The 20,288-nt window shown below is 70.8% G+C and carries 21 protein-coding genes; 10 read left to right on the forward strand and 11 right to left on the reverse strand.

Annotated features, from left to right (window positions below):
- Positions 1-97: 97 nt before the first annotated feature.
- The 7 genes from GR130_RS28735 to GR130_RS28765 form a co-directional block, all read right to left on the reverse strand.
- Positions 98-1,501, reverse strand: a complete 1,404-nt coding sequence (locus GR130_RS28735; RefSeq protein WP_159507406.1) for an 8-oxoguanine deaminase — start codon at positions 1,499-1,501, stop codon at positions 98-100.
- A 45-nt stretch (positions 1,502-1,546) separates the two neighbouring features.
- Positions 1,547-2,950, reverse strand: a complete 1,404-nt coding sequence (locus GR130_RS28740) for a nucleobase:cation symporter-2 family protein (protein ID WP_201305026.1) — start codon at positions 2,948-2,950, stop codon at positions 1,547-1,549.
- 82 nt (positions 2,951-3,032) lie between these two features.
- Positions 3,033-3,956, reverse strand: coding sequence for a factor-independent urate hydroxylase (gene pucL / locus GR130_RS28745; protein WP_159507407.1), 924 nt, complete (start codon positions 3,954-3,956; stop codon positions 3,033-3,035).
- A gap of 7 nt (positions 3,957-3,963) precedes the next feature.
- Positions 3,964-4,377: a hydroxyisourate hydrolase gene (gene uraH / locus GR130_RS28750; protein ID WP_159507408.1), complete on the reverse strand. Its 414-nt coding sequence runs from the start codon at positions 4,375-4,377 to the stop codon at positions 3,964-3,966.
- Positions 4,374-4,886, reverse strand: coding sequence for a 2-oxo-4-hydroxy-4-carboxy-5-ureidoimidazoline decarboxylase (gene uraD / locus GR130_RS28755; protein ID WP_159507409.1), 513 nt, complete (start codon positions 4,884-4,886; stop codon positions 4,374-4,376). Before uraD ends, uraH begins: the two co-directional genes overlap by 4 nt.
- A 169-nt stretch (positions 4,887-5,055) precedes the next feature.
- Entirely contained in the window at positions 5,056-5,436 is a 381-nt protein-coding gene (locus tag GR130_RS28760) for a helix-turn-helix domain-containing protein (protein ID WP_159507410.1), read from the reverse strand.
- Positions 5,433-5,717, reverse strand: coding sequence for a hypothetical protein (locus GR130_RS28765; protein ID WP_159507411.1), 285 nt, complete (start codon positions 5,715-5,717; stop codon positions 5,433-5,435). Before GR130_RS28765 ends, GR130_RS28760 begins: the two co-directional genes overlap by 4 nt.
- A 135-nt stretch (positions 5,718-5,852) precedes the next feature.
- On the opposite strand from GR130_RS28765, the gene GR130_RS28770 reads away from it, so the two are divergent.
- From GR130_RS28770 to GR130_RS28815, 10 genes are all read left to right on the forward strand, one after another.
- A complete protein-coding gene (locus tag GR130_RS28770) occupies positions 5,853-6,692 on the forward strand; it encodes a TIM barrel protein (protein WP_159506743.1) in 840 nt (279 codons plus the stop codon).
- A gap of 58 nt (positions 6,693-6,750) precedes the next feature.
- Positions 6,751-7,647 (forward strand): 2-hydroxy-3-oxopropionate reductase, encoded by an 897-nt coding sequence (locus GR130_RS28775; protein WP_159506742.1) that lies wholly within the window; start codon positions 6,751-6,753, stop codon positions 7,645-7,647.
- An 8-nt stretch (positions 7,648-7,655) separates the two neighbouring features.
- Positions 7,656-8,891 carry a thiamine pyrophosphate-binding protein gene (locus GR130_RS28780; RefSeq protein WP_159507412.1) on the forward strand — a complete coding sequence of 412 codons (1,236 nt, stop codon included), beginning with the start codon at positions 7,656-7,658 and terminating at the stop codon, positions 8,889-8,891.
- Positions 8,892-9,096: 205 nt separating this feature from the next.
- On the forward strand, positions 9,097-10,578 hold the full coding sequence (locus GR130_RS28785; RefSeq protein ID WP_159507413.1) for a catalase: 1,482 nt from the start codon (positions 9,097-9,099) through the stop codon (positions 10,576-10,578).
- A gap of 515 nt (positions 10,579-11,093) precedes the next feature.
- A complete protein-coding gene (locus GR130_RS28790) occupies positions 11,094-11,840 on the forward strand; it encodes a hypothetical protein (protein ID WP_159507414.1) in 747 nt (248 codons plus the stop codon).
- A 118-nt stretch (positions 11,841-11,958) separates the two neighbouring features.
- Entirely contained in the window at positions 11,959-12,555 is a 597-nt protein-coding gene (locus GR130_RS28795) for a short chain dehydrogenase (RefSeq protein ID WP_159507415.1), read from the forward strand.
- 31 nt (positions 12,556-12,586) lie between these two features.
- Positions 12,587-13,165 carry an NAD(P)H-dependent oxidoreductase gene (locus tag GR130_RS28800; protein ID WP_159507416.1) on the forward strand — a complete coding sequence of 193 codons (579 nt, stop codon included), beginning with the start codon at positions 12,587-12,589 and terminating at the stop codon, positions 13,163-13,165.
- 41 nt (positions 13,166-13,206) lie between these two features.
- A complete protein-coding gene (locus GR130_RS28805) occupies positions 13,207-13,731 on the forward strand; it encodes a GNAT family N-acetyltransferase (protein WP_159507417.1) in 525 nt (174 codons plus the stop codon).
- A 7-nt stretch (positions 13,732-13,738) separates the two neighbouring features.
- The gene (locus GR130_RS28810; RefSeq protein ID WP_159507418.1) at positions 13,739-14,116 is read left to right on the forward strand and encodes an MmcQ/YjbR family DNA-binding protein; all 378 of its coding nucleotides are present in this window, start codon (positions 13,739-13,741) and stop codon (positions 14,114-14,116) included.
- 135 nt (positions 14,117-14,251) lie between these two features.
- Positions 14,252-14,440: a hypothetical protein gene (locus GR130_RS28815; protein WP_159507419.1), complete on the forward strand. Its 189-nt coding sequence runs from the start codon at positions 14,252-14,254 to the stop codon at positions 14,438-14,440.
- Positions 14,441-14,447: 7 nt separating this feature from the next.
- Here GR130_RS28815 and GR130_RS28820 read toward each other — a convergent pair whose 3' ends face one another.
- The 4 genes from GR130_RS28820 to GR130_RS28835 all read right to left on the reverse strand — a co-directional run bounded on the left by GR130_RS28820 (position 14,448) and on the right by GR130_RS28835 (position 20,123).
- Positions 14,448-15,125 (reverse strand): hypothetical protein, encoded by a 678-nt coding sequence (locus GR130_RS28820; protein WP_159507420.1) that lies wholly within the window; start codon positions 15,123-15,125, stop codon positions 14,448-14,450.
- A gap of 306 nt (positions 15,126-15,431) precedes the next feature.
- Complete coding sequence (locus tag GR130_RS28825) at positions 15,432-17,135, reverse strand: AMP-binding protein (RefSeq protein ID WP_159507421.1); 1,704 nt, start codon at positions 17,133-17,135, stop codon at positions 15,432-15,434.
- A 375-nt stretch (positions 17,136-17,510) separates the two neighbouring features.
- The gene (locus GR130_RS28830) at positions 17,511-18,464 is read right to left on the reverse strand and encodes an IS481 family transposase (protein ID WP_159507422.1); all 954 of its coding nucleotides are present in this window, start codon (positions 18,462-18,464) and stop codon (positions 17,511-17,513) included.
- A 117-nt stretch (positions 18,465-18,581) separates the two neighbouring features.
- Entirely contained in the window at positions 18,582-20,123 is a 1,542-nt protein-coding gene (locus GR130_RS28835) for an AMP-binding protein (protein WP_159507423.1), read from the reverse strand.
- Positions 20,124-20,288: the final 165 nt, after the last annotated feature.

Consider the following 20,288-nt stretch of genomic DNA (forward strand, 5'->3'; position numbering starts at 1 on the left):
GGGTCCGGCGCTTGCGGATCCCTGTCGGATCCACAAGCTCAGCCGGGAGCCGTCCCTCCCGACCGAGTCTTGGGTTGTCGTGCCGCGGCCGGGGGGATCAGCCCTCGGCGGCGATACGGGCCAGACGCTGGGCCTCGTCCCGCGCGGAGCGGGCGATGGCGTCCTCGTCGACGTTGGTGAGGTGGTTGTCCTCGACGACCGGCTTGCCGTCGACCAGCGACAGCGTGACCGGGGCCGCCGCTCCGAAGACCAGGGCGGTCACCGGGTCGGCGATCGAGGAGTGGGCGAGGGTGTCCAGCTTCCACAGGACCAGGTCGGCGAGCTTGCCCGGCTCCAGGGAGCCGATCTCGCGGGTCCGGCCGAGGACCTGGGCACCGCCGTAGGTGCCGAGCCGCAGCGCCTTGCGGGCGTTGAGGGCGGCCTCCTTGTGGGCGCCGAGGCGGTTGATGAGCAGCGCGTTGCGCAGCTCGGTGTGGAGTTCGCCGGACTCGTTGGAGGCGGTGCCGTCGACGCCGAGGCCGACCGGGACGCCGGCCGCGAGCATGTCCGGGACCCGGGCGATGCCGGCGGCGAGGCGGGCGTTGGAGGACGGGCAGTGCGCCACGCCGGTCTTCGTACGGGCGAAGGCGGCGATGTCGGAGTCGTTCATGTGGACGCAGTGCGCCATCCACACGTCGTCACCGAGCCAGCCGGTGGACTCGAAGTAGTCGGTCGGGCCCATGCCGAACAGCTCGTGGCAGAACTTCTCCTCCTCCACGGTCTCCGAGCCGTGGGTGTGCATCCGCACGCCCTTGCGGCGGGCGAGCGCGGCGCCCTCCTTGAGGAGTTCGGTGGAGATGGAGAACGGGGAGCAGGGGGCGGCGGCGATGTGCACCATCGAGCCGAACGAGGCGTCGTGGTGCTTGTCGATGGCCTCTTCGGTGGCGATCAGGGCGCCCTCGGTGGTCTCCACCGCGAAGTCCGGCGGCAGTCCGCCGTCCTTCTCGCTGCGGTCCATGGAGCCGCGGGCGAGGGTGATCCGCGCGCCGATCTCGGCGACCGCGGCCAGTTCGGCGCCGACGAGGTCGCCGGAGCCCTTGGGGAAGACGTAGTGGTGGTCGGAGGCGGTGGTGACGCCACCCCTGACCATCATGCCGAGCGAGCCCTGGGTGGCCGCGGTGAGCATCTGCGCGTCGATGCGGGCCCAGGTCGGGTAGAGCGCGACCAGCCAGTTGAAGAGGTTGTGGTCGGTGGCCAGGCCACGGGTGATCCACTGGTAGAAGTGGTGGTGGGTGTTGATCAGGCCCGGGGTGGCCAGGTGGCCGGTCCCGTCGACGCGGCGGACCACGTTCGCAAGGCCCTCGGGGGCCTTTCCCGCGCCCAGCGACTCGATGACGTTGTCCGCGACGACGACATGACCGCTGGCGTACTCGGTGTCGTCGGCGTCGACGGTCGCGATGGCACAGTTCTCGATGACGATGCGCTGCTTCACCGCGCTGTCAGGGGCTGCCGATGCTGCCATGGGGCTTTCCTCGTTCTTTCGTGGCGATGTGGGCACGGCAAGGCCCTACGGGATTTGAGTGCCGGAGCCGGACGACGCGGCTGACAGTACCGCTGCCCGTGGTGTGCTCCGGGTGCCGAGATGATGGAAGAACAGGTTGAGCAGGACCGCGGTCAGGGCTCCGGCGCTGATCCCGGAGCCGAGCACGGTCTGTGCCCAGGCGGGGAACCCGGCGTAGAAGGTCGGCGCGGCGAGCGGGATGATGCCCGCGCCGAGCGACACGGCCACCAGGATGATGTTGGAGCTGTCGTCGAGTCCGGCCTCGGAGAGCGTACGGATGCCGCTGACCGCGATCGAGCCGAAGAGCACGATGCCCGCGCCGCCCAGCACCGGCATCGGTACGACGGAGACCACGGCGCCCAGGACGGGGAAGGCGCCGAGCACCAGGAGCACCGCGCCGGCCAGTGCGACGACATAGCGGCTGCGGACCCGGGTGAGCGAGACCACGCCGACGTTCTGCGCGAAGGCGCTGGTCGGGAAGCCGCCGAAGACCGGCCCGAGGAGGGTGGCGATGCCGTCGGTGCGCAGTCCACGGGTGATGGTGTCGCCGGTGGTCGGGCGGTCGCAGATCTCGCCGAGGGCCAGCATCCCGGCCGACGACTCGGTCATCAGCACCAGCATCACGATGCACAGCGAGAGGATCGCGGCGGGCTGGAATTCCGGCGGGCCGAAGGAGAACGGGGTGGGCAGTGCGGCGACCGGGGCCGAGCGCAGCCCGTCGAAGCTCGCCATCCCGAAGGGGATCGCGGCCAGCGTGCCGGCGACCAGGCCGATCAGCAGCGCAATCTGCCTGACGAAGCCCTTGGTGAAGCGCTGGATCAGCAGCACCACGAGGAGGGTGAAGCCGGCCAGTGCCAGGTTCTGCGGGGAGCCGAAGTCGGCGGCGTGCTTGTCGCCGCCCTGTGCCCAGCCGACCGGTACGGGCATCAGCGTGACCCCGATGAGGGTGATCACGACGCCGGTGACCAGCGGCGGGAAGAAGCGGAGCAGTCTCCCGAAGAACGGTCCGACCGCCAGGCAGAACACCCCGGCGACCATCACCGCGCCGTAGATGGCGGGGAGTTGGTGGCCCTTGGCGGTGGTCTCGGCGATGGCGAGCATCGGGGTGATGCCGGCGGAGCTGGCCGCGTTGACGAACGGCAGGCGGTTGCCGGCGAACGTGCGGACGCCGAGCGTCTGCAACAGCGTTGCGCACCCGGCGATGAGCAGGCTGGCGGCGATGAGCCGGGTCCGGCCCGCGGTGTCCAGGCCGACGGCCTGGCCGACGATGAGCGGAGGGGTGACGACGCCGGCGTACATGGCGGCGATGTGCTGGAGGGCGGCCGGGACGAGCCGCTTCACTGCCGGCTTCTCGTCCACCGGATGGACCGGTGGGACGGGGTGGTGCGGGGCTAGCTCTTGCTGTGCCATGGGTCGTTCCCCTCGGGTTTCGCGTCCCCTCCCCGCTGCGGGGTGGGGAGGGGACACGAGGCACGGCGTTGCGTCGGAACCGTCAGAGGTTCGTCAGATCCATCGGGATCCGGGCTTCGACACCGTCGCGCAGAACAGTGGCTTCGATCAGTCCGTACGGGCGGTCCGCCGCGTAGTAGACCTCGTTGTCGTTCTTGAGCCCGAAGGGCTCCAGGTCCACGAGGAAGTGGTGCTTGTTGGGCAGCGAGAAGCGGATCTCGTCGACCTCGGACCTGTTGTTGATGATGCGCGCGCCCATCTGGTACAGGGTCTGCTGCAGCGAGAGGCTGTAGGTCTCGGCGAACGCCTGCAGCATGTGCTTCTTGACCTGCTCGTACGAACGCTCCCAGTTGGGCATCCGCTGCTCGTCGTCGGTCCAGTTGAACCGCCAGCGGCTGGACACCTGCGTGGCGAGGATGCGGTCGTACGCCTCCTTCAAGGTCGTGTACTTGTCCTTGATGTACCCCCAGAACTCCGAGTTGGTGGAGTTCATGACGACCAGGTCCTTGAGGCCGGAGATGACCTGCCACTGCTCGCCGTCGTAGGTGATCTCGGTCAGCCGGGTCTCCTGGCCCTTGCGGACGAAGGAGTGCTTGACGTCATCGGAGCCGATGAACCGCGAGTTGGCGTCCGAGGTCTCGATCCGCTCCCAGGCGTACTCCTCGATCCGGATGCGGGCCCTCTTGATCGGCTCCTGGCTGGTCACGAAGTGCCGGGCCAGGTGGATGCCGAACTGCTCGGCCGACTCGATCCCGTACTCCTTGGCGAAGGCGTACACGGTGTTCTTGGTCGTGTCGGTGGGCAGGCAGTTGGCGTTGGAGCCGGAGAGGTGGACCTCCTCCAGGTCGCCGGAGAGCGCGACCGAGACGTTCAGGTCCTTGATGTGGTGCGTGGTGCCGTCGCGAGTGATCTTGACGACGCGGTTTTCCGCTTTGCCGTACTGGTTCTGGCCGAGAATCGTGGGCATGTCGGTGCTAGCTCCCTCGGTATACGGAGTAGCCGAACGGGTTGAGCAGCAGCGGTACGTGATAGTGCTCGCCCGGCTTGACGGCAAAGGTGATTGCCACCTCCGGGAAGAAAGCTCCGCTGTCCCTTACGCGGGGGGCGTCCTGCTGTTCCTCGGCTTGCTGGTGGATGCTGTGCTGTTCGGAAACGAAGTACTCCTCGACCGCGAAGTCGAGGCGGACATGGGTGGTGCCTTCCGGCAGGGCCGGGAGATCCTTGCAGCGCCCGTCCCCGTCGGTCCTGGACGCGCCGTGGGCGGTCCAGGCGCCGTCGCTGCCGGAGCGCACCGCGAGCGTGAGGGCGACGCCCTCGGCGGGGCGGCCCACGCTGGTGTCCAGGATGTGCGTGGACACCGACGTCGGTGCAGCCGTCTCGCTGCTCATGCTGCGTCTCCTTCTGCGATGCGGGTCAGGCGAATGCGGTTGATCTTGCCGAGCTCCACACGAACGATCTCTCGTTCCTGTTCCGGCGTGTTGTCGATCCGGTTACGGACCGCGTCGCGCATCTGCTCACCGGTACGGCCGGTGGCGCAGATCAGGAAGACGTGGCCGAACTTCTCCTGGTAGGCCAGGTTCAGTTCGAGCATCTCCTCCTTGAGTGCGTCGGAGGCGCCCGACATTCCGCTCTGCTCGCGGTTCGAGGTCGCGTCTCCCGGCTTCGGCCGGCCGATGGGCGGGTGCCCGGCCATCGCCTCGGCCAGGTCCTCCGCGGACAGCTCGGCCATGGCGGCGTCGCTCGCGGCGAACAGGGCGTCGGTGGTGGCGTAGGGGCGCTGGGCGAGAACCTCGCTTCCCCAGGACCGGCTGGCACACACCTCGTGCAGTGCGGCCCGAGCCGTACCGTCGTCGGCGGCGTTGAACCGGGAGAGCCCTTGGGGCGTACTCGAAGACACGGGAAGCCTCCGTGGCCTGGTGCTGGACAGCCTGTTTGGCTGGAAACAGCTAAGACCCCCGGCAACATCACGTCAACACTTTGTTGAAAAGTCGGCGACACAAAAGCCGCCGCCCGGTGATTCGGGGCGGCGGCTTCGAGCCTGCTGCGGGCGTTCCGGCCGGTTCGACTCAGTCGGCGTCCTTCGCGGCGGATTCCCGGTTCAGGTAGTTGTAAACGGTGAAACGGCTGACACCGAGCGCCCCGGCGACGGTTTCCACGCCGTGCCGGACGGAGAACGCGCCCCGCGTCTCCAGTATGCGCACGACCGACTGCTTGGTCTTGCGGTCCAGCTCCGACAGCGGCACACCGTGCCGGCGCTCCAGCTCGGCGAGAATGTGGTCGAGCGAATCCGACAGGTGGGGAAGCCGTACGGCCACCCGGTCCTGCCCCTCCCAGGTCAGCACGACGTCGTCGCCCCGGGCCTGGTCCGGCGCGACCAGTCGTCCGCCCATCGCATCCACCAGCGGCTTGACCGCCTGGACGAACGGGTGGTCGGCGGGCTCGGTCACGACTCGTCCCCCTCGTCCTCGGCCGCGCCCGCCCCGTGGGCATCCGCGATCACATTGACCTGGAGGGAGACGCGGGTCGCGCCGGCCTCCAGGGATTCGCGCAGCAGGGCGTTCACCGCCGCCAGTACCCGGCCCGCCTCCCCCTCGGCCGTGTTGCCGAAGGGCCCGACGTCGACGGCGTCCAGCCCGGCGCCGGTGACGATGTCCCGCGCCACCACCGCATGATCCGGCGCCTCGTCCAGATCGAACGGCTCCGTCGTGAACTCAACTCTCAATCGCACGCCGTTCAACCTACGCGCGGTTCGGCCCGGCCACCAGAAATTGGCTCCGGCCCCTCTTGACAGCCTCCCCGCTCGCCCGGCAGTGTTCCATTACGCAGAAAGTAAGTTCCACAATCCGGAAGGAGCGCCGGCCCTATGGGTTTCACGGACACGCGCTTCAACGTCAACCTGTCGATTCTGTTCACCGAGCTTCCGTTGCTGGAGCGGCCGGCTGCCGCGCGGGCGGCGGGTTTCACGGCGGTGGAGCTGTGGTGGCCGTGGGTGGACGCTCCCACTCCGGAGCAGTCCGAGCTGGACGCGCTGCGTGAGGCCATCGAGGACGCCGGGGTGCACCTGGTGGGCCTGAACTTCTACGCCGGCCGGCTGCCCGGCCCCGACCGCGGTGCGCTGTCGGTCCCCGGCACGGAGTCGGAGAGGTTCCGGGCCAACGTGCCGGTGGCGATCGCGTTCGCCACCTCGCTGGGCTGCACCACCTTCAACGCCCTGTACGGCAACCGCATCGAGGGCGCAGACCCCGCCGAACAGGACGCCCTCGCGCTGGAGAACCTGACGTTCGCGGCGCGTGCGGTGGGCGAGGTGGGCGGCACGCTGCTGATCGAGGCGCTCAACGCCCCCGAATCGCCGCTGTGCCCGATCGTCTCCGCACCCAAGGCCATCGAGGTCGTCGACGCGGTCAACGCCGCCACCGGACTCGACAACACCCGGTTCCTGATGGACCTCTACCACCTGTCGATGAACGGCGAGGACCTCGATGAGGTCATCGACCACCACACCGGCAAGACCGCGCACGTACAGATCGCCGACAACCCCGGCCGCGGCGCCCCCGGCACCGGCACCCTCGACTTCACCGCCCTGCTCGGCCGCCTGAAGAAGAACGGCTACGACGGCTACATCGGCCTGGAATACAAGCCCGGCAACACCCCCAGCGCCAGCGCCTTCGCCTGGCTCCCCGCACCCCTGCGCCCCGCCCACTAGCCAGGCACCACGCCACCCGCCGCCCCCATTTGTTTTTGAATGTGAAAGAGGCTTTTCGATGAGCAACCTCCCCAAGATCGCGTGGATCGGGCTGGGCATCATGGGCTCGCCCATGGCCGAGAACCTGATCAAGGCCGGCTACTCCGTAACCGGCTACACCCTGGAGGCCGACAAGCTCGAACGCCTCACCCAGGCCGGCGGCACCGCCGCCACCAACATCGCCGAAGCCGTCGCCGACGCCGACGTCATCATCACCATGGTCCCCGCCTCCCCCCACGTCGAGGCCATCGCCTACGGCCCCGACGGCATCCTGGACAACGCCAAGACCGGCGCGCTGCTGATCGACATGTCCTCGATCACCCCGCAGACCTCCATCGACCTGGCCAAGGCCGCCGCCACCAAGAACATCCGCGTCATCGACGCCCCCGTCTCCGGCGGCGAGGCCGGCGCCATCGAAGCCGTCCTGTCGATCATGGTGGGTGGTGAGCAGGCCGACTTCGACGCCGCCAAGCCCATCCTCGAAGCCCTCGGCAAGACCATCATCCTGTGCGGCCCCCACGGCTCCGGCCAGACCGTCAAGGCCGCCAACCAACTCATCGTCGCCGTCAACATCCAAGCCTGCGCCGAAGCCGTCGTCTTCCTGGAGAAGTCCGGCGTCGACCTCAACGCCGCCCTCGACGTCCTGGGCGGCGGACTCGCCGGCTCCACCGTCCTCGCCCGCAAGAAGGACAACTTCCTGCGCCGCGACTTCAAGCCCGGCTTCCGCATCGACCTGCACCACAAGGACATGGGCATCGTCACCGACGCCGCCCGCAACGTCGGCGCCGCCCTCCCCGTCGGCACCGTCGTCGCCACCCTCGTCGCCTCCCTGCGCGCACAAGGCGACGGCGGCCTCGACCACTCCGCCCTCCTCCGCGGCGTCGAACGCCTCTCCGGACACCCCACCCAGGGCTGATTCCCACCATGGGGGCGCAGCGCATTCCCGCCGTGCAGGCGGCCGTTCAGATCATGAAGGACGAGGGCGTCGGCATCGCCTTCGGCTGCCCCGGTGCCGCCCTGCTCCCGCTGTACGCGGCGATGGAGCGGGTCGGCGGGATCGGGCGTCTGTCCGTGCGCCACGAAGAGGGCGCCGTGCACATGGCTGACGGCTGGGCCCGTACGACCGGGAAGGCCGGCGTGGCCGCGGTGGCGGCGGGTCCGGGTGCGGCCCGGCTGATCACCGGACTGCACGCGGCACTGCAGGACGCGGTCCCGCTGGTCTGCGTCACCGGGCGGGAGGCGACCGGTCCGCGCCGTGCGGGCGGCCCGCCGCGGCACGAGGCGTACCGGCCGCCGGATCTGGTCCGGCTGGCCGGTGCGGTCACCAAGCGTGCCGAGCGGATCGAGGACCCCGCCCGGATCCCGGGCGCTTTCCGTGAGGCGTTCCGGATCGCGCGGGAGGGCCGTCCCGGACCGGTGCTGATCGAGGTGCCGGCCGATCTGGCCGCGGCCGAGATCATCTGCGGCCCGGCACCGGCCGGCGGGATCGGGGGCGGCGGTCCGGTCGCGGCGACCGGAGTCCGGCGGCCGGAGACCGGGGCCGTGCCGGCGCCGGTCGCACCGCCGGACGGTACCGGTTCCGGCGCCGTCCCGGTCCCGGCCGGCTGGGCGCTGGCGGAGCTCGCCGAGATCTTCGGCGCGCGGTCGCCGGCGGACACCTCTGCGGACACCTATGTCGTCAGCGGGCTGCCGGAGACGTTCCCCGGCGCCGCCGCCGATCCGCGCCGCCACCGGGTCCCCCGGCGCAGCGGTCCGCCGGGGTGGGAGGTGCCGGCCGCGATCGGGGTGCGGACGGCGCTGGACCACCGGGGCGAGCGGGATGCCGAGGTCGTCGCGGTCGTCGACGGCCGCGGGTTCCCGTTCCTGGCCGAGGAGTTGGCGGCGGCGGCCCGGTACGAGGTGCCGTTCGTCGTGATCATGCTCGGCGGCCCCGAAGAACCCGATCCCTTCACGGATCACCTCAAGCTCGTCGAGGCGTACGGCTGCACCGGCCGCGACGTCCTCGATCCGGCGGAACTCCGCTCGGCGGTCCAGTGGGCCCGCAAGGAAGCCGTCTCCACGCGGCGGCCGGTCCTCGTCGAGGTCCGGGCCGGGCGTGCGGCGGGCGCCTGCGGCGACCCCGCGGCCGATCCGGTCCATGAGTTCGCCCACGGGACCTAGAGCCCCCTCCGGGCCCGTGAACACCAGCTTCCGGGCGGTGGCCGCGCTGACACCTGTCCTGTCGCGCCCAGGCGTGGCCGCCGCCCGGAATACCCAGCCCTCGCAACCCAGGATTCTTTCAACAAACTGTTGACGTTTGGTCGGAGCTGTTCTTACGCTCCGACATGCGGAAGCCAACTTCCGCGCTCTCGTACGGAAGGTCACCATGTCGAAGCCCACGCGGACGGCGCGCACTCTCACCACGGAGGCTGGCGCCCCCATCGCCGACAACCAGAACTCCGCCACCGCAGGCGTCGGCGGCCCGATCATTCTCCAGGACCAGCACCTCCTGGAGAAGCTCGCGCGCTTCAACCGCGAGCGCATCCCAGAGCGCGTCGTGCACGCCCGCGGCTCCGGCGCATACGGCTACTTCGAGGTGACCGACGACGTCACCGCCTTCACCCGCGCCGACTTCCTCGGCACCGTCGGCAAGCGGACCGAGACGTTCCTCCGCTTCTCGACCGTCGCGGACAGCCTCGGCGGCCCGGACGCGGCCCGCGACCCGCGCGGCTTCGCCCTGAAGTTCTACACCGAAGAGGGCAACTACGACCTCGTCGGCAACAACACCCCGGTGTTCTTCATCAAGGACCCGATCAAGTTCCCCGACTTCATCCACTCCCAGAAGCGCGACCCGTTCACCGGCAAGCAGGAGCCGGACAACGTCTGGGACTTCTGGGCGCACGCCCCCGAGGCCACCCACCAGATCACCTGGCTCATGGGCGACCGCGGCATCCCGGCGTCCTACCGCCACATGAACGGCTACGGTTCGCACACCTACCAGTGGACCAACGCCCAGGGCGAAGCCTTCTTCGTCAAGTACCACTTCAAGACGAACCAGGGCATCCGCTGCCTGAGCGCCGAGCAGGGCGCCGAGCTGGCGGGCAAGGACCCCAACAGCCACCAGACCGACCTGCTCCAGTCCATCGAGCGGGGCGTGTACCCGTCCTGGACGCTCTACGTGCAGATCATGCCGGCGGCCGAGGCGGCCAACTACCGCTTCAACCCGTTCGACCTGACCAAGGTGTGGCCGCACAGCGACTACCCGCTCCAGCGGGTGGGCCGCCTGGTCCTGGACCGCAACCCGGACAACGTCTTCGCCGAGGTCGAGCAGGCCGCCTTCTCGCCGAACAACTTCGTGCCCGGTATCGGCCCGTCCCCGGACAAGATGCTCCAGGGCCGGCTCTTCGCCTACGCGGACGCGCACCGCTACCGCCTGGGCGTCAACCACACCCAGCTGCCGGTCAACGCCCCCAAGGCGGTTCCCGGTGGCCACGCCAACAACTACGGCCGGGACGGCTTCATGGCGTCCAACGCCTACGACCGCCACGCGAAGAACTACGAGCCGAACTCGTACGACGGCCCGGCCCAGACGGACCAGCCGCTCTCCGCCCCGCTGGCCGTCTCCGGCTACGTCGGCACCCACGAGGCCCCGGCCCACTCCAAGGACGACGACTTCTTCCAGGCCGGTGAGCTCTACCGCCTGATGTCCGAGGACGAGAAGAAGCGCCTGGTGGACAACATCGCCGGCGGTCTCTCCCAGGTCGGCCGCGACGACGTGATCGAGAAGAACCTCGCCCACTTCCACGCCGCCGACCAGGACTACGGCAAGCGCGTCGAGGCGCGCGTCCGTGAGCTGCGCGAGGACTGACGGGAGGTCAGACCCCTTGCGCAACCGTACCGGCTGGCCCGTTGAGGGGTGGTCAGCCGGTACGGAGAAGCAGTGCGGAGCTCCGCGGCGTCCCGGGGAGATTCCAGTGCGGTGGCAGGCTCACCCGACAAGGAGGGTGGGCCGTCTCCCCGCCGCGGAGCCCGCCTGCTGCCACCTTCCGCACCCCTCTGCGCCGACTCCGTCCGGCGGTGCGGGAGCACCTCCCAGTGGTAGCTGGGGGAATGTCCTGTCGCGCCCATCTCTCGCACTGCCGGGCGGGAACCACCGCACAGGGCCCGGAATTCCGTACGGTCACGGATTCCGGGCCCTGTGTGCGTCCGGGGCCGTGGGGAATTCCGCGCCCGCTCCGCGGGCCGCACCCGCCGATACCTCTCTCCAGGCGATACCGGTGCACCTGTGCAGGCAATTCGGCCCCCGGCAAAAGGTTTTGGAGGGACGATGGAGCAGAGCAGCAGAGCCGTCTGACTGCGCGCCCGACCTGCCAGGAGCCGACCATGGCCGAGAGCGTGCCGGTGCGGTGCCCCGCGTGCCGCCGCGAGAACGCCTTCACCCCGCCCACCTTCCCGTGCGCCTGCGGTGCACCGCTGACCATGCCGGTGCTCAGAGGCGGGGTACCGGTCGAGATACTGCACCGCACCTGGCAGGCGTCCTGGGTCGAGGTGCGCTGCGAGGTCTGCGGCCGGCAGGACGAGTGGCCGGCGCCGGAGGCCGGCTGCGTGTGCGGCACCGTCGTCCGGGTCCCGGTCACTCCCGCGCCCACCCCTCCCCCGCCCAACTTCCCGTCCCCCGGCGGGCGCGACCGGCCCGCGCCCCCTACGCGTCCTGAGGCGGCTCCGCCGCCGGCGCCGCAGCGGCCCGCGTTCCGCCCGGTGACCATCCGCACGGCCCGCGACTGCGTCACCGCCGCCGCCCAGTACCTGAAGTGGCTGGGGTTCGCCGATATCGCCCGGACCCAGGAGCGGACCGCCTCCGGAGTGGACCTCAAGGGCACCGGTGTGGTCGCCCAGGTCGACCCGACGACCCGCTCCACCGGCCTGCGCGAGATCGAGTGCGTCTGGCTCAACGGCCTGACCGACGCGGCGATCGCGGTCTTCTTCTCACTCGCCGGCTATGCCCGCGACGCCCGCTCGCGCGCCGACGACCTGCACATCCCGTTGTTCGTCATGGACCTCACCGGCACCCCGCAGCCGGTCAACGACGCCGCCGACGAGCTGATCACGTACGGGGCGCGGCGGCGCTGAGGGGCGGGACGCCGGGGCCGCGATATCGGGCTTCCGGACCGCGGGAACTCCCCGGGATCCGGGGTCCGTTGTCCGTTCCGTGCCACGGGTGTGCCGGGCGGACGGCAGAATGCCCCCTATGAAGATCATCGTGATCGGGGCGACCGGCACCATCGGCGGTGCCGTCGCCCGGGAGTTGGCCGACCGCGGCCACGAGGTCGTGCGCGCCGCCCGCCGCGGCCCGGTCCGGGTGGACCTGGCCGACCCGGCCTCCGTGGACGCGCTCTTCGCTTCCGTACGGGACGTCGACGCGGTCGTCTGCTGTGCGGCGAGCGGCCGGCTCACCCCGCTCGACGCGCCGTCGGACGAGGACTTCACCACCGGACTGGACGGCAAGCTGCTCGGCCAGGTCCAGCTCACCCGGCGGGCCATCCGGCACGTCCGGGACGGCGGCAGCATCGTCCTCACCAGCGGCGTCTTCACCGAGCCCACGCCGGGCGGGGCGTTCGGCGCCCTGGTCAACGCGGGCCTGGACGCCTTTGTCGCCGCGGCGGCCATCGAGATGCCGCGCGGTCTGCGGCTGTCCGTGGTCCGCCCCGGCTGGGTCTCCGAGACCCTCGCCGGGCTGGGCCTGGACCCGGCCGGCGGCACCCCGGCGGCAGAGGTGGCCCGCCGGTACGCCGACGCCCTGACCGCCGCACCGGACACCGCCGCCCACCCCATAGCCCCCGCATAAACCCACGCACCAGCAACGGAGTTGCCCCGTCATGACCACCCTGGTCGTCCTGGCCCACCCCGACCTCGGCGCCTCGCGCACCAACGCCGCACTGGCCGAGGCCGCGCGCACCACCCCCGACGTCCACGTGCACGACCTCTACGCGGCCTGCCCGGACCTGCGGATCAACGTCGCCCGGGAGCAGCAGCTGCTGCTCGCCCACGACCGGGTCGTGCTCCAGTTCCCGTTCTACTGGTACTCGGTCCCGCCGCTGCTGAAGGCCTGGCTCGACGACGTCCTGGAGTACGGCTTCGCCTACGGCTCGCACGGCACCTCGCTGCACGGCAAGGTGCTCCAGATCGCGACCACGACCGGCGGCCCCGCGGCCGCCTACCGCCCCGACGGCTACAACCGCTTCCCGATCCGCGATCTGCTGCTGCCGTTCGACGCCACCGCGCATCTGACCGGGATGCGGTACGCGGATCCCTTCATCGTGCACGGCACCCGGGTGCTGACCGACGAGCAACTGGCGGACGAGGCCGACCGCTACCGCCGGCTGCTGCTGGAGAAGGCCGACCTGCCTGCCGAGGACGGGGCGTCGGAGGAGGGCGAGGCGGTCCCCGCCGGCTGAATCCGCTGGATCGGGCGGCCGGGACCGGCGACACTGGCCTCGTGATCATCCGTGTCCCGGCTCCGGCCGACCTGCCCGCGCTCCGCGCCGTCGAACGCGCCGCCGGCCAACGGTTCCGCGATCTGGGCATGGCACGGATCGCGGACGACGAACCGCCGCCGCTGGCTCTGCTGACGGAGTACCAGCGCGCCGGCCGGGCGCTCGCCGCGTACGACACGGACCGCCCCGGCGCACCGCCGGTCGGGTATCTCCTCTGGGACCCGGTCGACGGCTGCACCCATGTCGAGCAGGTCTCGGTCCACCCGGACCGGGCCCGGCGGGGCATCGGCCGGGCCCTGATCGACCGGGCCGGGAAGGACGGCGGCCGGCCCGCCCTGACCCTGACCACCTTCGCCGAAGTGCCGTGGAACGCGCCGTACTACACCCGGCTCGGCTTCCGGGCGCTGGCCGGCACCGCGCTCACCCCCGGTCTGCGGGCCCTCCGCGCCCACGAGGCGGAACTGGGCCTGGACCGCTGGCCGCGGGTCTGCATGCGGCGGGAGGCCAGGTCGGGGCCGCGGACATAATGACCGCATGATCGATGCGAAAGCCCTCCGCTCCTTCTGCCTCGACTTCAACGGCGCGACCGAGGAGTTCCCGTTCCCCCGGCACCCGGAGGTCTCGACGTTCAAGGTCGGCGGCAAGATCTTCGCGCTGACGGCGCTGGACGCGCGGCCGCTGACCATCAGCCTCAAGTGCGACCCGGAGCTTGCCGAGCGGCTGCGGGCGGCGCACCCTGAGGTGGTGCCCGGCTACCACCTCAACAAGCGCCACTGGAACACCGTTTCGCTGACCGGCGACCTCTCCGACCGGCTCGTCCGGGACATGGTCGAGGACTCCTACGACCTCGTCGTCGCCTCACTCCCCCGTGCCCAGCGGCTGCTGCTCGACTGGCCGGGCGAACGCCGCTGACCGTCGACAACTCCGCTGTCCCGCCCATCCCTTGGCCTCTGCCCCGTCGACACCGTCGCCCTGGCGGATGGCTGCTGCACGCGGGTGAGCTGCACGCGGGAGGCGCGTACTTCCACCACCGGGAGATCGTCGCGGATGCCCCGCAGTCGCCTCCCCTGCTGGATCTGGTCAGCTGGACGCCCGGGTGGACGAGAGGCTGCGGATGCCAACCAGGAGCGGCTGCGGGACATCGCGGCGCGCGGAACGGCCGGGGAACCGGTGACGGTCCCCAACGCACACGACCCGTGGGACTACCTCCGGCTCAGCGGCGCCACCGCGCGCTGACGAGCCGTCAGCCCTGCGGCGGCAGTTCGGCGCGGATGCCGCCCTGGGCGGTGGCCGGGGCCATGGTGGCGTAGCGGCCGTCGACGGCACCGTTGCCGGCGTACTCGGCGGTGTAGCCGCCCCTGAGCACGGCGGCACCGGAGCGCGGCTTGTCCGCGGTGCAGGACGCCCGCCCGGCGGCGTCCGTCCTGGCCACGCACAGCACCTTGCCGGTGGTGTCCTTGAAGGTGATGGTCGCGTTCCAGACGGCGTCCTGCGGACCGGCGTTCCGGGCCCGCGCCAGGGTGGCGTGCAGCCCGATGACCTTGAGCGGCTTCGTCGACAGGGTGGCCTTGCCGGCGGTCAGCCGGGTGGCCATCTCCGGTACGGCGGCGGCCGGTTCGCACAGCCCCCGCGACCAGTCGAAGAGTCCGCCGGGGGCGCAGGTCACGCGCCCCTCCTCGGTCGCCACGCGGTGGGTGACGGGATCGCAGCGGTAGAAGCCGGCGGCGCTGTCGGCGTCCACCACCGTCGGCGCCACGGTCGCCTCGTCGACACCGCTCGCACAGCCGGCGGTAAGCACCTCGCGGGTGGGGCCGTCCGGGCTGCCGGGCTGGATGACATCGGCGTAGGCGGGGGCGGCGAAGCTCCCCAGAGCGGCGGCCACGGCGGCGGCAGTGGTCGCCCAACGAGCAATACGGGTCATGGAATTCCCCTCTTGACCGGATTCCTGGCAGGATTTCCGGCCTGGTTGTCGGCCTGGTGTTTGGCCTGTTTCGCGGCCCGGCCCCCGGCCGGATGCGGCCGAACGAGCCAGGTCAGGACCCTATCGACCGCACTCCCCGGCACCGACGGCACCCCCGTCGGCGCGCCGCGGCCCGACCGGTGCGGTGACCGGTGGGCGGCCGCCCGAACACCCCGCCGGGCGGCCCGCGTTGCCGGCCCGGACCTCCCGTACGCCGGAGCCGGCGCGGCTCCCCCACGTGCCGCGCCGGCCCACCCGGTCAGCCGGTCACGCCTTCCCGGCCCGGCCCAGCCTGCCCGCCCGGCGCGGCGCCCGTTCCGCCTCCGGCGGCCGCTGCGACTCCGCCAGCCGCCGGGCCAGCTGCTCCCGGAGTTCGACCTTGCGGACCTTGCCGCTGACCGTCATGGGGAAGGCGTCGACGATCTCCAGATGGCGCGGCACCTTGAAGTGCGCGAGCCGGGAGCGGCAGTAGCGGGCCAACTCGTCGCGGGTGAGCGGGTCTTCGGGGTTGCGGAGGATGACGCAGGCGGCGATCTCCTCGCCGTACTTCTCGTCCGGGACGCCGATGATCTGGACGTCGGCGATCTTGGGGTGCGAGTAGAGGAACTCCTCGATCTCCCGCGGGTAGACGTTCTCCCCACCCCTGATGATCATGTCCTTGATGCGGCCGACGATCCGGACGTAGCCGTCGTCGTTCATCACCGCGAGATCGCCGGTGTGCATCCACCGGGCCGGGTCGATGACCTCGGCGGTGCGCTGTGGCTCCTCCCAGTAGCCGAGCATCACGCTGTAGCCGCGGGTGCACAGTTCACCCGGGGTGCCGCGCGCCACGGTCACCCCGCTCGCCGGGTCGACGACCTTGACCTCGATGTGCGGCAGCACCCGCCCGACGGTCGCGGTGCGGTGCTCCAGGTCGTCGCCGCGCCGGGTCTGGGTGGAGACCGGCGAGGTCTCGGTCATCCCGTAGCAGATGGACACCTCCGGCATGTGCATCTCGGTGAGCACCCGCTTCATCACCTCCTCCGGACACGGCGAGCCGGCCATGATGCCGGTGCGGAGGGAGGAGAGGTCGTAGTCGGCGAAGTCCGGCAGGTTCAGCTCGGCGATGAACATGGTGGGGACGCCGTAGAGCGCGGTGCAGCGCTCGTCCTGGACGGCCCGGAGGGTGGCGGCGGCGTCGAAGGCGGGCGCCGGGATGACGATGCAGCCGCCGTGCGAGGTGATGCCGAGGTTGCCCATCACCATGCCGAAGCAGTGGTAGAAGGGCACCGGCAGGCACACCCGGTCGTGCTCGGTGTACGCGATGGTCTCGGCGACCCAGTAGCCGTTGTTGAGGATGTTGTGGTGCGAGAGGGTGGCACCCTTGGGGAAGCCGGTGGTGCCGGAGGTGTACTGGATGTTGACCGGGTCGTCGGCGGTCAGCGCCTTCTCGCACTCGGCGAGCCGGGTGTGCGGTACGGCCGCTCCCGCGGCCAGCAGCCCGCCCCAGGTCGGGTCGCCGATGTACACCACATCGCGCAGCGCCGGGCACTCGGCCCGCACCTGCTCGATCATCCGCCGGTAGTCGCTCGCCTTGTGCGCGACGGCGGAGACCAGCACGCTGACCCCGGCCTGCTGGAGCACATACGCCAACTCGTGTACGCGGTAAGCCGGGTTGACGTTCACGAGGATCGCGCCGATCCGCGCGGTGGCGTACTGGACGAGGACCCACTCGGCGCAGTTGGGCGCCCAGATGCCCACCCGGTCGCCCTTGCCCACGCCCTTGGCGAGCAGCCCGAGCGCCACCTCGTCGACCGCCCGGCCCAGCTCCGCATACGTCCAGCGGCGGCCCCCGGCCGCCTCGACCAGCGCCTCGCGGTCCCCGAAGCGGGCGATGGTCCGGGCCAGATCGGCCCCGATGGTCCGGCCGAGCAGCGGACGGTCCGCCGCCCCGCTCGCGTACGACAGCTCGGTCTGCGGCTGGCCGCTCATCGCTGGTTCTCCTTCCGGTACGCTCCGCCCTCCCGGGGCACCCCGTCCGACACATCCACCCATGCGGTCATCCACTACTCCCAGAAGCCCGACGTCAGCCACTGCTGCACTACACCCGCAAGGCTGCCCACTGGAGAGGACGCGTCACTCCAGGAACATCCACTACGCGCCGGGTACAGCATGGCGTCCCAGATGCCCGAAAGGCCCCTGACTCGCCCGCCCTTTCGCCCCGGGGAGGCCGGTTCGCCCGGGGCGGCACACCGCCCGCGGGCTGCCGGCCGACGGTCACCGGCCACGCTCCACCGCTCAACGGGCCGCGTCCCGGCCCCTGTTGAGGGACCGGGGCGCGTACGGGCACGGCCCATCGGACAGGCCCTAGTTGTATTGCCCTGTGAGGTTGGGGACGCGGCTGGCGGGTGGTTTGCCCTTGAGCGCGGTGTGTCCGCGGTGGTGATTGTAGGTGTGGAGCCATTGGGGGAACGCTTCGCGGCGTTCGGTCTCTGAGCGGTAGGGCTTCGCGTAGGCCCATTCGTCAAGCAGGGTGCGGTTGAAGCGTTCGACTTTGCCGTTGGTCTGTGGTCGGTAGGGCCGGGTTCGCTTGTGGGTGATCCCGGCTGCTGCGAGGGCATCGCGCCAGGTGTGGGACTTGTAGCAGGCGCCGTTGTCGGTCAGGACGCGTTCGACGGTGATGCCGCAGGTGGTGAAGAACGTTTGGGCCCGGGTCCAGAAGGCGGTGGCGGTCTCCTTTTTCTCGTCGGTGTGGATCTCGCTGTAGGCCAGGCGGGAGTGGTCGTCGACGGCGGTGTGGATGTAGCTGTAGCCGACTCCCGAGCGGGTCTTGCGGCCTGCTTGCCGGCCGAGTGTCCTGTGGCCGCCGCCGTCGGGGATGTTGCCGAGCTTCTTGATGTCCACGTGGACCAACTCGCCGGGGCGGTCGCGTTCGTAGCGGCGTATCGGCCGGCCTGTGGCCCGGTCCAGGTGGGTCAGGCGGGCCAGGCCGAACCGGGTCAGCACGCGGTGCACGGTCGAGGGGACCAGTCGCAGCAGGTGGGCGATGCGGGCCGGGCCCCACCGGCGCAGGAGGCGGACCTTGATGATGCGCCGTTCCGTGCGTGTCGGGGTGCGGCGCGGGCTGTGGTGTGGGCGGCTTGAACGGTCTGCCATCCCCGCCTCACCCAGCAGCCGGTAGCGGTCGGCCCAGCGTTGGGCGGTGGTGGGCGAGACCTGGAAGCGTTCGGCGGCCCGCCGCAGGGTCCAGCCCTCGTCGACGACGCAGCGGGCCAGACGCAGCCGTCCAGTCTCGGTCAGGGGTGCATTACGGTGGGGCACGAGGGCCTTTCGGTCGGTGTAGACGTCGCAATCCACACCGAACCCGGAAGGCCCTCACCTGTTCAAGATCCCAGCCGAGACCTGCCTCACCGTCCACAACCTCCCCGGACAGAACACCTAGTTGACCTCTCGCGCAAGCCCCGACCAGTACGGCCGGCGGAGCTTGAACTTCTGGATCTTCCCGGTGGCCGTGCGGGGGATGGAGTCGCGGAACTCCACGGACGTCGGGGCCTTGTAGCCGGCCATACGCTGTTTGCAGTGGGCGATGATGTCGGATTCCTCGGCCGTGGCGCCCTCGGCGAGGACGACGAGTGCCTTGATCGTCTCGCCCCACTTCTCGTGCGGTACGCCGATGACGGCGACCTCGGCGACCGCCGGGTGGCTGAAGATCACGTCCTCCACCTCGATCGACGAGACGTTCTCGCCGCCGGTGATGATGACGTCCTTCTTCCGGTCGGAGATCGTCAGATGGCCGTCGTCGGGGTCGAGGGTGCCGCCGTCGCCGGTGTGGAACCAGCCGTCCGCCAGCGCATCCGCCGTCTCCTCGGGCTTCTCCCAGTAGCCGTCCAGCACCGTGTTCGAGCGGGCCAGCACCTCCCCGGAGTCGGAGACCTTCAGCTTGACGCCGAGGGCGGGCAGGCCCGCCCGGGACAGCCTGCGGGCGCGCTCCTCGGCGGGGAGGTCCGCGTCGGCCGGCCGGGTGCGGTTGAAGGTGAGCAGCGGGGAGGTCTCGGTCAGGCCGTAGAGCTGGGTGAACTCCCAGCCCAGTTCCTCCTCCACGCGCCGGATGGTCCTGGTCGGCGGCGGGGCGCCCGCGCAGATCAGCCGTACCCGGTCCCGCCCCGGGATCTCGCCCTCCCAGTTCGCCGCCGCGTCCAGGACCATGTTCCACACCGCGGGCGCGCCGCACATCAGCGTGACGCCGTGCTCGTCGACCCGCCGGAGGATCTCGGCGCCGTCCACCTTGCGCAGTGCCACCTGCTTCACGCCGAGGCCGGCCGCCACATACGGCATTCCCCAGCCGTTGCAGTGGAACATCGGCAGCGTGTGCAGGTACACATCGCCCTCCCACACCCGGGTGTGCAGGCCGAAGGTCATGCCGTTGACCCAGATGTTGCGGTGGGTGAGCTGCACGCCCTTGGGGCGGGCGGTGGTGCCCGAGGTGTAGTTGATGGTCGCGGTGGCGTCCTCGTCCGGATCCGACCAGGGGCGCGGCTCGACGCCGAACCGCATCACGTCGGTGTCGGTCTGCTCACCGAGGACGAAGCGGTGGCGCGCCTTGACCCCGCTGAGCGCATCGTCCAGTTCCGGGTCGACGAGGAGGACGGCGGAACCGCTCTGCCGGACGACGTAGTCGACCTCGTCGGGCTTGAGGCGGAAGTTGACGGGGACGCAGATCCGGCCGCTCATCGGTACCGCGAACAGCAGCTCCAGCATGCGCGCGGAGTTGTGGCTCGCCACGGCCACCCGCTCGCCCTCGCCGACCCCGAGCGCGTCCAGCCCCGCCTGCCAGGCGCGGACGCGTTCGGCGAACCGCCCGTAGGTCGACTCGGGCACCGGCGGGGCGGGCTGATGCGGCTCGTCGACCACGCCCGGGCTGTCCCGGAACCCCAGCTCGGCCCGGTCGAGGAAGTCCGCGATCGTCATCGGTGTCCGCATGCTCTCTCCTGTATCCCGAACAAACACGTGTCACGGCCGAGCGGCCGTCCGCGCTGTCCTCATCATCGCCGCAGTGCCTGCTGCCATCGTGTAATCAGTGGCGCGGTCCCACCACCCCCTGATGGGGGGAAGGGGGGCGGAGGTGTCGGCGCGCGGTGCGAGTCG

Source organism: Streptomyces sp. GS7 (assembly GCF_009834125.1).
GTDB lineage: Bacteria > Actinomycetota > Actinomycetes > Streptomycetales > Streptomycetaceae > Streptomyces.